The following is a 13278-nucleotide window of genomic DNA, read 5'->3' as shown; positions in this document are numbered from 1 at the left end:
TAATTTCCTAAATAATGAATTGGTAGGCGATCTTCAAGTAGAGAATGCGCCCGATGGGAAGGAGTTTGTCATGAGCAGTATTTCCACTGGACGAATGATCGACAACGGGAGCGATCCGGTGAAGGGCAGAGCGGTCTGGATGCCCGCAAAGTCGATCTGGATCACCGCCATGACCTTGATTGCCATCATTGGTGGCCCGCTGACCTTCACCTGGAGCGCCTTTGCCCTCTTTATCCTCTTGACCGCCATCACGATCTGCCTTGGTCATTCGGTAGGCATGCATCGGCTGCTGATCCATCGCTCATTCAGCACTCATATCTGGATCGAGCATTTTCTCGTCTATCTCGGTACGCTGGTCGGCATGGCCGGCCCCTTCGGTATGATCTACGCGCACGACATTCGCGACTGGGCGCAACGGCAGCCAGACTGCCATGACCTCTATGCCCATCGGCGGTCTTTCTTCGTCGATGCCTTCTGGCAGATGCATTGCATAGTGATGCTTGATCATCCGCCGCGTTTCATCCTCGAGGAGCGCGAGCGGCGCGACCACTTCTATCGCTTCCTGGAGGCGACATGGATGGCGCAACAGATTCCCTTGGGACTCGCGCTCTTCACACTCGGCGGACTGCCATGGGTGGTTTGGGGTATTGCTGTGCGGATATCGGTGTCGCTGACCGGACACTGGCTGGTCGGTCATTTCGCGCATCGAGCCGGCCATCAGGGCTGGAGTGTCGATGATGTCGCGGTGCAGGGCTATAACCTGCCGCGTTTCGGGCTGGTGACCTTCGGCGAGAGCTTCCACGGCAACCATCACGCCTTTCCGGAATCGGCGCGGCTCGGCATCGAGCCGGGGCAATTGGATCTCGGCTGGTATTTCATCCGGCTGCTGGCAAGGCTCGGTCTGGCTTCGGCGATCAAGCTCCCGCACACGATCGTGCAACGGCGAGGGTTGAGACGCATCGACGCAACTGAAACGGCGGGTGACAGTCATCCGCCACATCACGCAGCAGGTCACGCGGAATCTCGCCCGTAAGTGCCTCCTCCTTGCTGCTACGTCTCGATTCCTCTTCTTCCCTCGGGTCCGAAGGACGGGTCGACGTCGATCGATCAGGAGCCTATCCGGGAGTCACGCTCCGGTTGAAGCTCGGGAGCAAGTACCAAGTCCCGCAAGAAGTTTTCGCACCAAAGTGAGACGTCGTGGGTTAGCAGATGCTCCATCATCATGCTCCAGCGGTCGCGACGCTCCTCCAGCGACATGGCAAGGCCCTTGGCGATGGCATTGGCAGTGCCTTCGACATCGTAAGGATTGACCAGCAGCGCACCCTTCAACTCGCGAGCCGCGCCGGCGAAGCGCGATAGCACCAATACGCCTGGGCGATCGGGATCCTGAGCGGCGACATATTCCTTGGCGACGAGGTTCATGCCGTCGCGCAACGGCGTGACCAGCCCGATCGTCGCCAGCCGGTAGAGGCCGGCAAGCACGTTGCGGCTGATCGATCGGTTGACATAGCGAATCGGCACCCAGTCGACCGTTCCGATGGCGCCGTTGACGCGGCCGGCCTGTTCGGCGACCATCTTCTGCATATGCTCGTATTCGGGAACTTCCGATCGCGATTTTGGCGTGACCTGCAGATAGGTGACCTTGTTCTGGTAGGCAGGATTGCTGGTGAGGAAGGTTTCGAACGCTTCCAGCCGCTGAATGATGCCCTTCGAATAATCGAGGCGGTCGACACCGATGATCATGTCCCGGCCTTCAACGCTGCGCCGGGTCTTCTGTACCATGATATGGTTTGCGGCCCTCTCGGCGAACTCGGCGAAACCGGCAGTTTCGATCCCGATCGGATAGGCGCCGGCCTTGAATATCCGTCCATGGGAATCGAACAATCCATTTCCGAGGTCGTCGCCAATTCCCTCCCTTCTGAGATACCCGGCAAAGTTCTGGAGGTCGTAGTCGGTCTGGAAGCCGACGACATCGTAATGCGAGAGCCCGCGCATGATTTCCTCATGGACGGGCATCGTGACGAGAATGTCGGCCGGCGGCCAGGGAATGTGCAGGAAGAAGCCGATCCGGTTTTTCAGCCCCATTTGGCGGAGTTCGGCCGCCAGCGGAATGAGGTGGTAATCATGAACCCAGATGATGTCGTCCGGCTCGATCATCGGCGCCAACCTATGTGCGAAGAAGCGGTTGACGCGGAAATAGCCGGCCATTTCCTTCCGGCCATATTCGGCGAGGTCCAGGCGATAATGGCAGATGGGCCAGAGAACGCGGTTTGCGAAGCCACGATAATATTCCTCGACATCGGTGTCGGTGAGATCGGTCAGCGCATAGGTGATGTTGCCCTTCTGCAGTTGCGACAACGGGCCAGGTTCCCTGTCCCCGCTCGATTCTCCCGACCACCCCATCCAGATGCCGCCACGCTCTTGCAGGGCTGCCTGCAGCGCGACGGCCAGGCCGCCGGCAGCGGCGCTCCCATCTTTTGCCGGCATGGGAACACGATTGGAAACGACGACAAGACGGCTCATGAGCTTCCTTTAATGAAGATGGGACATGAAAACGCTGTGTGACGAGCGTCTTGAGGCATCTCCTGAACTTGGGCAGGGACCATGCAGTGAAAGCGCCGACATCGACAGAGCCGACCCGGACGCGAGCGGCCCGGTGCAGATGCCAACAAGAACAACGAACGGAGCATTTTCCGCACAGATTTTGCTTGAATCTAGGGCGATTCCAACGAATTGAAAGAATTCATTCTACAATTTTTTGATTAGAAGAACGTTCATCCGGTTTCGTACGACGAAGCCCATCGTGCGGATGCCCCAGGCCCGCTGATATCAGTTCATCATTTGCGGCCGCAATGACGATGTTGGCGCCAATCCGCCCCGGCGCGTGAGATTGGTTTGTAAGGTTGGAGCCAGCGTCAGCCCCTCATCCGCCTGCCGGCACCTTCTCCCCGTTCTGACGGGGAGAAGGGAATATGCCGTGACCTCTCCGTTCCTCACTCGCCTCTCGCAGGGCACGTCCCCTCTCCCCGTCAGAACGGGGAGAGGGTTAGGGTGAGGGGCAATCTCGATCGCTTACTTCGCAAGCTTCGCCAGCGCCGCAACCAGGCCCTGTGTCGAGGAGTCGTGCGATGCTGCACTTTCCTTGCCTTCGACAACCGGCAGCAGGCCCGTCGCCAGTTCCTTGCCGAGCTCGACGCCCCACTGGTCGAAGGAATTGATGCGGAAGAGCACGCCTTCGACGAAGACGCGGTGTTCGTAAAGCGCGATCAGCCGGCCGAGCGCATAAGGGGTCAGCTTGTCATAGACGAAGGTGATCGACGGACGGTTGCCGGTAAAGACGCGGTGCGGGGCGATGAAATCGGCCTTCTTGTCGTCCATGCCCTTGTCGGTCAGCTGCTTCTTGGCTTCCGCGAAGGTGCGGCCCTTCATCAGTGCTTCCGACTGGGCGAGAACGTTGGAGATCAAGAGCTGATGCTGATGCCGCAGCTCCGGCTCGAAGGCGTTGGCGGCGATCATGAATTCGGCCGGGATGATGCTCGTGCCCTGATGGATCAGCTGGTAGAAGGCATGCTGGCCGTTGGTGCCGGGTTCGCCCCAGACGACAGGGCCGGAATTGCCTTCGACCGGCGTGCCGTCGATGGTGACGCCCTTGCCGTTCGATTCCATGTCGAGCTGCTGCAGATAGGCCGGGAAGCGCGACAGGCGCTGGTCGTAGGGCAGGATGGCGCGGGTGGGGTAACCAAGCACATTGCGATGGTAGAAACCGATCAGGCCGAGCAGCATCGGCAGGTTTTCGGTAATCGGCGCCTTACGGAAATGATTGTCGACGGCATGGGCGCCGTCGAGGAACTTGCCGAAATTCTCCGGCCCGACGGCGATCATCAACGGCAGGCCGATCGCCGACCAGATCGAGTAACGCCCGCCGACCCAGTCCCAGAAGCCGAAGACGCGGGCGCTATCGATGCCGAAGGCGGCGACCTTGTCGAGCGCCGTCGAGACGGCGGCGAAGTGGTGCTGCACGGCGGCTTCGCCGAGCGCCTTGGCGATGAAATTGCGCGCCGTCTGCGCATTGGTCATCGTCTCGACGGTGGTGAAGGTCTTCGAGGCGACGATGAACAGCGTCGTTTCCGGCTGCACCAGCTTCAGGATGTCGGCGATATGGGCGCCGTCGATGTTGGAGACGAAATGCGCGCGCGGGCCGTCATGGAAGGGGGCAAGCGCCAGCGTCGCCATGACAGGCCCGAGATCCGAGCCGCCGATGCCGATATTGATGACGTCGGTGATCGCCTTGCCGGTCGCGCCCTTCAGCGCACCGGAGCGGACGTCGTCGGCAAACTTGCCCATGGCGGCAAGCACCGCATTGACGTCGGGCATGACGTCCTTGCCGTCGACCAGCACCGGCGTGTTGGAACGGTTGCGCAGCGCGGTGTGCAGAACGGCACGGTCCTCGGTGAAATTGATCGCCTTGCCGGAGAACATTTCCTCGCGCTTCTTTTCGACGCCGCCGTCTTCGGCAAGCTTCACCAAGAGCTTGAGGATGTCGTCATTCACCGCTGTCTTGGAAAAATCCATCAGCAGGTCGTCAAGCGCGACGGAGAAGCGCGAAAAGCGCTGCGAATCGGCGGCGAAGGCGGCGCGGATATCTGTCGCCTTGGTGGCATCAGCGGTGCTTTTCAGCTGTTCGACGATGGCGTTCATGGGAGGCTCCTTTGGAGGCGGAAAGGTTGCGGAAACTATTCGCTTTCTCACCCGCAAATCAAGTTCAGCCGCCTGTCGAAATGGAAAAAAGCCACCCGCGGCAAGCGGATGGCCCCTTCAGGAAAGCCTCTAATTCATCAAATCGTCAAATTCAGCCGCGCAGGTCCTTGCGCAGGATCTTGCCGACCGGCGACTTCGGCAGCTCGGTGCGGAATTCGATGAAGCGCGGGCGTTTGTAGTTGGTGAGGTTGGCGATGCAATGGGCTTTCACCTCGGCTTCCGTCAGGTTCGGATCCTTCCTGACCACGAAGAGTTTTACCGCTTCGCCCGAATGTCCGTCCGGCACGCCGATGGCCGCGGCCTCGAGGATGCCGGCGTGCATGGCGGCGACCTCCTCGATCTCGTTCGGATAGACGTTGAAGCCCGAGACCAGGATCATGTCCTTCTTGCGGTCGACGATCTTGGTATAGCCGCGCTCGTCCATGAAACCCATGTCGCCCGAGCGGAAGTAGCCGTCGTCGGTCATCACCCGCGCCGTCTCTTCCGGCTTCTGCCAGTAGCCGGCCATCACCTGCGGCCCGCGGATGCAGATTTCACCGACCTGGCCGAGCGGCAGCGAATTGCCGTCCTCGTCGCGGATATCGAGGTCGGTGGAGGGAAGCGGCAGGCCGATCGTGCCGGTGAACTCAGGCGAATCGAAGCGGTTGGCAGTGGCAACGGGCGATGTCTCGGAAAGGCCGTAGCCTTCCGTCACCGCCGTGCCCGTCATCTTCAGCCAGCGTTCGGCGACCGGACGCTGCACGGCCATGCCGCCGCCGAGCGACATGATCAGCGACGAGAAATCGAGCTTGGCGAAATCGGCATTGTTCATCAGCGCATTGAACAGCGTGTTGAGGCCGGGGAAGATATGCACCTTCGATTTTTCGAATTCCTTGACGAGACCGGGAATGTCGCGCGGATTGGCGATCAGGATATTGTGGGCGCCATGCGACATGCCCATCAGCGAATTCACCGTCAGCGCGAAGATGTGGTAGAGCGGCAGGGCGCAGAGGAAATTCAGCACCTCCGGCTCTTTCTTGCGCTCGAAGGCCGATCGCAGCCAGAGGGACAGCTGCAGCTTGTTGGCGAGCAGGTTTTCATGCGTCAGCACCGCGCCCTTGGCGACGCCCGTCGTGCCGCCGGTATATTGCAGGAAGGCGATGTCGCTGCCCGTCAGCGTGACCGGCTGGAGCTTTTTTCCCGCACCTTCGCGCAGCACCTGGCCGAAGCTCTTGTGCTGAGGGATCGACCAGGAGGGAACGAGCTTCTTCACCTTGCGCACGACGAAATTGACGATCAGCCCCTTCGGCCCCAGCATTTCCCCAAGCGAGGTGACGACGACATGGCGGAGATCGGTCTTGTTGAGGACCTGCTCCACCGTGCGGGCAAAATTCTCCAGCACGAAGATCGCCTTGGCGCCGGAATCCCGCAACTGATGTTCGAGCTCGCGCGGCGTATAGAGCGGGTTGACGTTCACGACGACGAGGCCGGCGCGCAGGATGGCGTAGGTCGCGATCGGGTTCTGCAGCACGTTCGGCATCATCACGGCGACGCGGTCGCCCTTCTGAAGGCCGGTGCTTTGCAGCCAGGCGGCGAGTTTGCGCGTCTGGCTCTCTAGCTCGCGGTAACGCATCGCCTTGCCCATGCTGGAAAAGGCGGTCCGGTCGGCGTAACGGGCGCAGGATTTTTCGAGCAGTTCGGCAAGCGAGGCATATTCCAGCGGCGGAATCTCTGCCGGAACGATATCGGGATAGGCCGCAAGCCAGGGCTTGTCGGGCTTGGCTCCGTTCGGATGGACGGAAATGCTGTTCATCTGTCTCTCTCCCCTGCGGCCGCCGCGCCGACATCATTCGGCAGATAACCAGAAAGATCCTCCATCTTCCAGTGCGGCAGCTTATGCCATTGCCTGAATGGTTCAAGCCGAATGAAGCTATACTAACCTTGACGTAAACGTCAACATTCCGCCAGCGCACGATCATGGAAAGATGGGGAACTTTGAGTCCGCCATCACGTTGATCTTGCATACTCATCATGAGGAAACACCAAAAGGAGGTGCACAATGTTGAACCAGGATACCGACGCCACCCGCCGTGACCCGAATGTCAAGAGCACCCACTCGCTAATCGCCAGCGACCGCGTCGAGGGCACCCGTGTCTATGGGGCAGATGGCAAGCATATCGGCTCGATCGAACGCCTGATCATCGGAAAGCTCGACGGCCGTGTTGCCTATGCCGTGCTGAGCTTCGGCGGCTTCCTGGGTATCGGTCACGATCACTATCCGCTTCCCTGGGAAAAGCTGAACTACGACACCCAGTTGGATGGCTATCGCATCGACCTGACCAAGGAGCAGATCGAAGGCGCCCCGAGCTATTCGGACGATGACGACACCTGGTACAACGACAATGGCCGCCGGGTCTATGATTACTACGGCGTGCCGCCCTACTGGATGTAACGTCGTCCGATAGCCGAGCTGGAAGGGCCCCGCGGATGCGGGGCCTTTTGGTGTTTGGCGACTGGCTCGCGCCCCTCATCCGGCTGCCGCCACCTTCTCCCCGTAAACGGGGCGAAGGGACCATGCCGTAAGCTCTCCGTCCCTCGCCAGCCTCTTGCATGGCACGTCCCCTCTCCCGTTTTACGGGGAGAGGGTTAGGGTGAGGAGCAGCCGCTACCGCGAGCCGACAACAAGATCGTTGGCCGATCGCAGAACGGCGCCGACGACAATGGCGTCTGCGGTAATCGCCTTTGCCGTCTTCACAGCAAACACATGGCTCTCGCCCGGCAACAGCGTCACCAGCATCGAATCGACAACGGCATCCGGATCCAGCCGGTCTGCCATCAGGCAAAGATCCTTGAGGAAATTTTGCGCCGTCACCTTGACCTGATACCCGCCGTCGATCCCGACGACATGGATAGTCAGCCGCGGTGCCGGCAAGGCAAGCTCGATATCCTCGACGAAATAATGGAAGGCGCGCCGGTCGAGCATCTGCACGACGATCACCTCGTCCTTCGGTAAGTCGGGAGTGACGATATCCTTGGGCAGCGGAAATTCCTTTGCCTCGAAGCGGTCGCACAGCAGCCGCCAGAATTCGAATTCGGCAAGCACGGTGCCGTCGAGCTTCATGCGTTTGCCGCTGATCTTCGCCCGCCAGAACAGCGTTCGTTCATTGACGGCCACCGCCGCAAGCCCGCCGCCGCGCGGCTGGATCGTCAGCAGGCGCGGATCATAGGCCGCCTTCAGCGCATACCAGAGCGGTTTGCGGCGACCGGCCGAATCGAGGGCCGCCCACGAGGTCACCGGCCAGCAATCGTTGAACTGCCAGACCACCGCACCCTTGCAGATATGCCGATGCGAGCGCATGTGTTCGACGCCGAAGCGGATGGCGCGCGCCTGGTTGAGCTGGGTGGCGAAGTGCCAGTCATCCATTGTCCGTGGCTCCGGCAGATGGCCGGATAGGCCGCGGATCAGCTTGTCATTGCCATCAGTTGCCTTCTGATGGTGAAAGACGCCGTTCGATTGCGGCGTCAGCGGCGCGTCGTGCACGCTTTCTTCGATCGTTGCCCAGGCTGCAGGCGCCTGCCAGCCGAATTCAGAGCAGAAGCGCGGGATATAATTGCGGTAGACCTCGTAGCCGACATCGTTCCACACGTCCCAGATATGTTTGCAGCCATGTGCGTCGGCATTCGGTTCGATTTCCATTGAGCCGGAATAGGGACTGCCGGGATAATAGGGCCGGTCCGGATCGAGTTCGATGCAGAGTTTCGGCAGCAGGTCGAGATAATAACCCAGCCCCCAGCTTTCGCCCGCCTTGATGATCGGCCGCCAGCCCCATTCGTCGAAGCCCCAGATATTCTCATTATTGCCGTTCCAGAGCACCAGCGAGGCATGCGGCATCAACCGCACGACATTGTCGCGCACCTCCGCCTCGACCTCGCTTCTGAGCGGCTCTTCTTCCGGATAGGCGGCGCAGGCAAAGAGGAAATCCTGCCAGACCAGCATACCGGCGCGGTCGCAGGCCTCATAGAATTCGTCGGCCTCGAAAATACCGCCGCCCCAGACGCGCAGCATGTGGATATTGGCGGCCTTTGCCTCCTCGATCCGAGCGGCATAACGCTCGGCCGTCACCCGCGGGGGGAAACAATCGTCCGGAATCCAGTTCGCCCCGCAGATGAAGAGCGGCACGTCGTTGATGACGAAGGTAAAGGCCGAGCCATGCTCGTCGGCGGAGGTATCGAGCCGCAGCGAGCGGAAACCGAGTTCGCGCTCGTGAGCGTCGAGCAGATCGTCACTGGCCTCGCCGATCAGCCTGAGCGTCAGCGGATAAAGCGGCTGCGCGCCGAGATGGTGCGGCCACCAGAGCTGCGGCGAGGGGAGGGTAAGCTCGAAGGAAACCTCGTCTTCGCCGGCGCCGATCACCACCGTCTTGGTCACGCCGCCGCCAATTTCGGCGATGAGCTTGCATGGCGCCTTATCGCCATGCCGCGCCAGCCTGGCATGCACTTTTACCAGCCCGTCGCCGCCGGCAAGTGTCGCCGACACCCGCGTTTCGGCAAGCCGCGCCCGATCCCAGCTTTCCAGCCGGACGGGCTTCCAGACGCCCGCCGTCACCAGCGTCGGCCCCCAGTCCCAGCCGAAATTGCAGGCCATCTTGCGCATCAGGTTGCCCGGTCCCGGATAGTTGTTGGGACGGTAGCCGTAATGCTTTTCCATCTCCGCACCATAGGCGTAAGCCGAGCGGAAGGTGACGGTGAGTTCGTTCTGGCCAGCCTTCAGCAGCCGGGAAACATCGAAACGATAGGTACGGTGCATGTTGAAGGTGCGGCCGATCTCTTCGCCGTTGAGGGATATCACCGCGACGGTATCGAGCCCGTCGAAGACGAGCTCCTGCACCTTGCCATCATCCGGCATCGCCTCGAAGCTGCAGCGATAGGTCCAGTCGGTCTTGCCGATCCAGTCACTGGTGATCTCGTTGACGTCGATATAGGGATCGGGGATCAGCCGGTTGGCGAGAAGGTCGAGATGCACGCAGCCCGGCACCGTCGCGGGTATCGCAGCCGGCAGGCCGGGTCTTGCTGTATCGTTACAGGAGAGCGTCCAGCCGGAATTGAGCGCAGTCTTTTCGATCATGGCGGGCTCCTGATGCATGCCGCTTGAAGCTGTGGGATTATCTGTGGTTGGACCGTATCGGTGGTTCGGCGTCAGATGCCTCAGAGAAACCGGCCGTGGCGCTGCAGCACCTCGATCTTGTAGCCATCGGGATCGCTGATGAAGAAGAACAGGCCGAAGAGCTTGCCGTCGCGGTTGAGCTCCACCAGTTCACCGGGCTTGAGCCCAAGCTTCGACAGCCGCTCGCGCTCGACCGCCACCTCTTCGACCGAGACGGCGAGATGGCCATAGGCATTGCCGAGGTCATAGGGCGCGGTCCGGCCCTTGTTGACGGTCAGTTCCAGCTCGAAGCCGGTCTCGGCATTGCTCATATAGATCAACGTGAAGGTTTCGAAATCGACGCGGTCGGCGACCGAAAGGCCGAAGGCCCTCTCGTAGAAACCGACGGAGCGCGCCTCATCGAGAACGCGGATCATGGAGTGGATCATCTTCGCCAAGTCTGCCTCCCATTGCACTACAGCGCCGCAGTTACGGCATCTTGGTACTCGCCCTCCTACGCCGCGCGCAAGCCGATTCTTCGGGTAATCGCCGCTTCGACCAAGCCCATGGCATCATAGATCAGCACCGCCATGAGGCCGACGATCAGGCCGCCCTGCAGGATGAAGGCGGTGTTGTCGGAAATCAGCCCGGCGATGATGACCTCACCGAGACCCTTTGCCGCAACCGTCGAGCCGATCGTCGCCGTGCCGATATTGATCACGGTCGCGACCTTCAGCCCTTCGAGGATCAGCGGCAAGGCAAGCGGCAGCTCGACCCGCAGCAGCCGCTGCGTGCCGTTCATGCCCATGCCGTCGGCAGCATCGAGAACCTGCGGCGAAACCTGCTTCAAGCCGGCGACGGTGTTTTCGAAGATCGGCAACAGGCCGTAGAGAAAGAGCGCAATCAGCGTCGGCATGGCGCCGAAGCCGGTGGCGGGAACCGCGAGCGCCAGCACCGCGACCGGCGGAAAGGTCTGCCCGGCATTGGCGATGGCGCGCGACAGCGGCAGGAAGTCAGCCCCGCTTTCCCGCGTCACGAAGATGCCGCCGACAACGGCAAGCACGGCGCTGCAGACGATCGATCCGATCACCAGCTGCAGATGGCCGGCGGCGAGCGAAGCAAGGCTGTTCTGCGTATAGACGGCAGGCGCATTGTTGCTGGTCAGCGGCACCAGCATGAAGGAAAGCCACTCCGTCCTGAACAGCAGGATGAGCAGCAAAGCCAGCGCCGCCAGGCGGAAGAGATTGGCGACGACGAGCTTCATGCCTTGCGGCCCAGTTCGAGAAGCCGCGTCATCGAGATCGATCCCACCGGCTCCTTCTCGCCGTCCTGCACGGCCGCCTCATCGACCCCCTGCCAGATCATCTCGGCCAGTGCATCACGCAGGCTGAGCGACTGCGGCAGGGCATAGGCGAGACCGGTCTTGGCCGGCTCCATGCTCTCCTTCAGCGGCAGCAGCGACATCAGCTTCAGCGCCCGGTCGGAGGTGCCGGTCAATTGCTGCACGAAGGGATCGGCGGGTTCGGTGAGGATCTTTTCCGGCGTCGAGCATTGCAGCAATCTGCCCTCGCTCATCACCGCGATCTGATTGCCGAGATGGAAAGCCTCGTCCATGTCGTGGGTGACGAGAATGACCGTCGTGCCAAACTGCTTCTGGATCGCCAGCAGATCGTCCTGCGCCTTGCCGCGGATGACGGGATCGAGCGCGCCGAAGGGCTCGTCCATCAACAGCAGTTCCGGTTCGGCCGCCAGCGCCCGGGCCACACCGACGCGCTGCTGCTGGCCGCCGGAGAGCTGATGCGGATATTTGTCGGCAAATGTTGCCGGATCGAGATTGAAGAGCCCGAGCAGTTCCTCGACCCGCTTGGAGATGCGGGCGGAATCCCAATCGAGAAGCTGCGGCACGGTGGCGATATTCTGCGCCACGGTCCGGTGCGGAAACAGGCCGTGGCCCTGGATCGCATAGCCGATCTTGCGGCGAAGCTCGGTCACCTCAACGTCCATCACATTCTGTCCGCCGACGAAGATCTCGCCTTCGGTGATCGGCACCAGCCGGTTGATCATCCGCATCAGCGTCGATTTGCCCGAGCCAGACGTGCCGACGATGACGGTGATCTCGCCTTTCTCGACGCTCATCGAGACGTTGTCGACGACGGTGGCCACGCCGTAGCGCTTGGTGACGTTCCTGATCTCGATCATGGTCATGCGGCGGATCCCCGGATGCTGTCGATGACCGCATCGAGGATGACGGCCGATGAGAAGGCGAAGAAGACGGTCGGTACGGCGCCGAGCAGGACGAGATCCATGGCCGTCTGGCCGAGCCCCTGGAAGATGAAGATGCCGAAGCCGCCGCCGCCGATCAGTGCGGCGATCGTCACCATGCCGATCGCCTGCACCAGCACGATGCGGATGCCGGTGAGGATGACCGGGAAGGCGAGCGGCATGTCGATTCCAACAAGGATCTGTAAGCGCGTCAGCCCCATGCCGGCCGCAGCATCGCGCACCGAAGGGTCGACGCCCTGCAGGCCGACGACGGTGTTGGCGACGATCGGCAGCAGCGAATAGAGCACCAGCGCAATCAAGGCAGGCGCCGTGCCGATGCCGCGGATGCCGATCGCGGCAGCGAGCGGCACATGGGTGGCGAGGTAGCCGAGCGGCAGCATCAACAAGCCGAAGAGCGCCAGACTCGGGATCGTCTGAATGAGGCTCAGCCCCTGCAGCACGGCGGCGCGCAGCTTAGGCACCCAGAAGCAGAGGATGCCGAGCGGCAGGCCGAGAACAATGGCGATGGCAAGCGAGCCGAACGCCAAGAGCAGATGCGAGATCGCTTCGGTCTCGAATTGCGGGGCCCGGGTCGAGAATTCCTTCATGATCGAAAGGCTGTCGAGCAGACCGGAGGAGAGCGAGATGAAGAGCAGCGCCGTATAGGCTGCAAGGGCTGCGACCCGCATCCACGGCGCCAGCCGGATTTTGACAAGCGCATCTGATATGACCAGGCCGATCACGGCAAACAGTACCCAGAAACCGCCGCCAGGCGTCATGCGCGCCACCGTGCTGCCGGGGGGCGTTGCCGCCGTCGAGACCAGGCCGATCGCAACGATCAGCGCCGCAAGGCAGAGTGTGCCGATGATAAGCCGCGCTATCGCATTAGTGAGGAACAGCGTGGCGAAAGCGGTGAGAAGGAGGAGCACGGTCAGGATGATGACCGAAGGCTGGGGAAGAAGCTGCATCAGCAGCATCGGCTTGCCGGCGGCGATGCGGTTTGCCTTCACGTAGATGAAGGGCATCAGTGCTGTCGCCGCGATGCCGCCGGCCACCAGAACCACGCCGAGCCGGTCCAGCCTGCGGACCGCTAAGGTTTCTGCCATTCAAATCAACCCTGTCTGGCCAACCCTGTC

10 protein-coding genes are annotated in these 13278 nt (G+C 61.4%); 2 read left to right on the top strand and 8 right to left on the bottom strand.

Annotated elements, in window-relative coordinates; genetic code table 11:
- Positions 1 to 70 precede the first annotated feature (70 nt).
- Complete coding sequence (locus tag HX899_RS24410) at positions 71 to 1033, top strand: acyl-CoA desaturase (protein ID WP_181293618.1); 963 nt, start codon at positions 71 to 73, stop codon at positions 1031 to 1033.
- Positions 1034 to 1107: 74 nt separating this feature from the next.
- On the opposite strand, the gene otsA is transcribed toward HX899_RS24410, so the two are convergent.
- The 3 genes from otsA to HX899_RS24395 all read right to left on the bottom strand — a co-directional run bounded on the left by otsA (position 1108) and on the right by HX899_RS24395 (position 6550).
- Complete coding sequence (gene otsA, locus HX899_RS24405; protein WP_181293617.1) at positions 1108 to 2523, bottom strand: alpha,alpha-trehalose-phosphate synthase (UDP-forming); 1416 nt, start codon at positions 2521 to 2523, stop codon at positions 1108 to 1110.
- A 549-nt stretch (positions 2524 to 3072) separates the two neighbouring features.
- Positions 3073 to 4698: a glucose-6-phosphate isomerase gene (gene pgi / locus HX899_RS24400; protein ID WP_138332386.1), complete on the bottom strand. Its 1626-nt coding sequence runs from the start codon at positions 4696 to 4698 to the stop codon at positions 3073 to 3075.
- A gap of 151 nt (positions 4699 to 4849) precedes the next feature.
- Entirely contained in the window at positions 4850 to 6550 is a 1701-nt protein-coding gene (locus HX899_RS24395) for a long-chain fatty acid--CoA ligase (protein ID WP_138332387.1), read from the bottom strand.
- A 246-nt stretch (positions 6551 to 6796) separates the two neighbouring features.
- Here HX899_RS24395 and HX899_RS24390 point away from each other — a divergent pair, with 246 nt between their 5' ends.
- Positions 6797 to 7189 carry a PRC-barrel domain-containing protein gene (locus HX899_RS24390; RefSeq protein ID WP_011650296.1) on the top strand — a complete coding sequence of 131 codons (393 nt, stop codon included), beginning with the start codon at positions 6797 to 6799 and terminating at the stop codon, positions 7187 to 7189.
- 213 nt (positions 7190 to 7402) lie between these two features.
- Here HX899_RS24390 and HX899_RS24385 read toward each other — a convergent pair whose 3' ends face one another.
- The 5 genes from HX899_RS24385 to HX899_RS24365 form a co-directional block, all read right to left on the bottom strand.
- A complete protein-coding gene (locus HX899_RS24385; protein ID WP_181293616.1) occupies positions 7403 to 9862 on the bottom strand; it encodes a glycoside hydrolase family 2 protein in 2460 nt (819 codons plus the stop codon).
- Positions 9863 to 9942: 80 nt separating this feature from the next.
- A complete protein-coding gene (locus tag HX899_RS24380; protein WP_138332389.1) occupies positions 9943 to 10338 on the bottom strand; it encodes a VOC family protein in 396 nt (131 codons plus the stop codon).
- A 56-nt stretch (positions 10339 to 10394) separates the two neighbouring features.
- Positions 10395 to 11144 carry an ABC transporter permease gene (locus tag HX899_RS24375; RefSeq protein WP_138332390.1) on the bottom strand — a complete coding sequence of 250 codons (750 nt, stop codon included), beginning with the start codon at positions 11142 to 11144 and terminating at the stop codon, positions 10395 to 10397.
- Complete coding sequence (locus tag HX899_RS24370) at positions 11141 to 12085, bottom strand: ABC transporter ATP-binding protein (protein ID WP_138388258.1); 945 nt, start codon at positions 12083 to 12085, stop codon at positions 11141 to 11143. Before HX899_RS24370 ends, HX899_RS24375 begins: the two co-directional genes overlap by 4 nt.
- Positions 12082 to 13248 carry an ABC transporter permease gene (locus HX899_RS24365; protein ID WP_171599775.1) on the bottom strand — a complete coding sequence of 389 codons (1167 nt, stop codon included), beginning with the start codon at positions 13246 to 13248 and terminating at the stop codon, positions 12082 to 12084. The genes HX899_RS24370 and HX899_RS24365 overlap by 4 nt, the downstream gene beginning before the upstream one ends.
- Between the last annotated feature and the right edge of the window lie 30 nt (positions 13249 to 13278).

Source organism: Rhizobium sp. WYCCWR 11146 (assembly GCF_013591995.1).
Taxonomy (GTDB): Bacteria; Pseudomonadota; Alphaproteobacteria; order Rhizobiales; family Rhizobiaceae; genus Rhizobium; species Rhizobium indicum.
The sequence above is the reverse complement of the archived record's forward strand: the minus strand, read 5'-3'. Positions and strand labels throughout refer to the sequence as shown.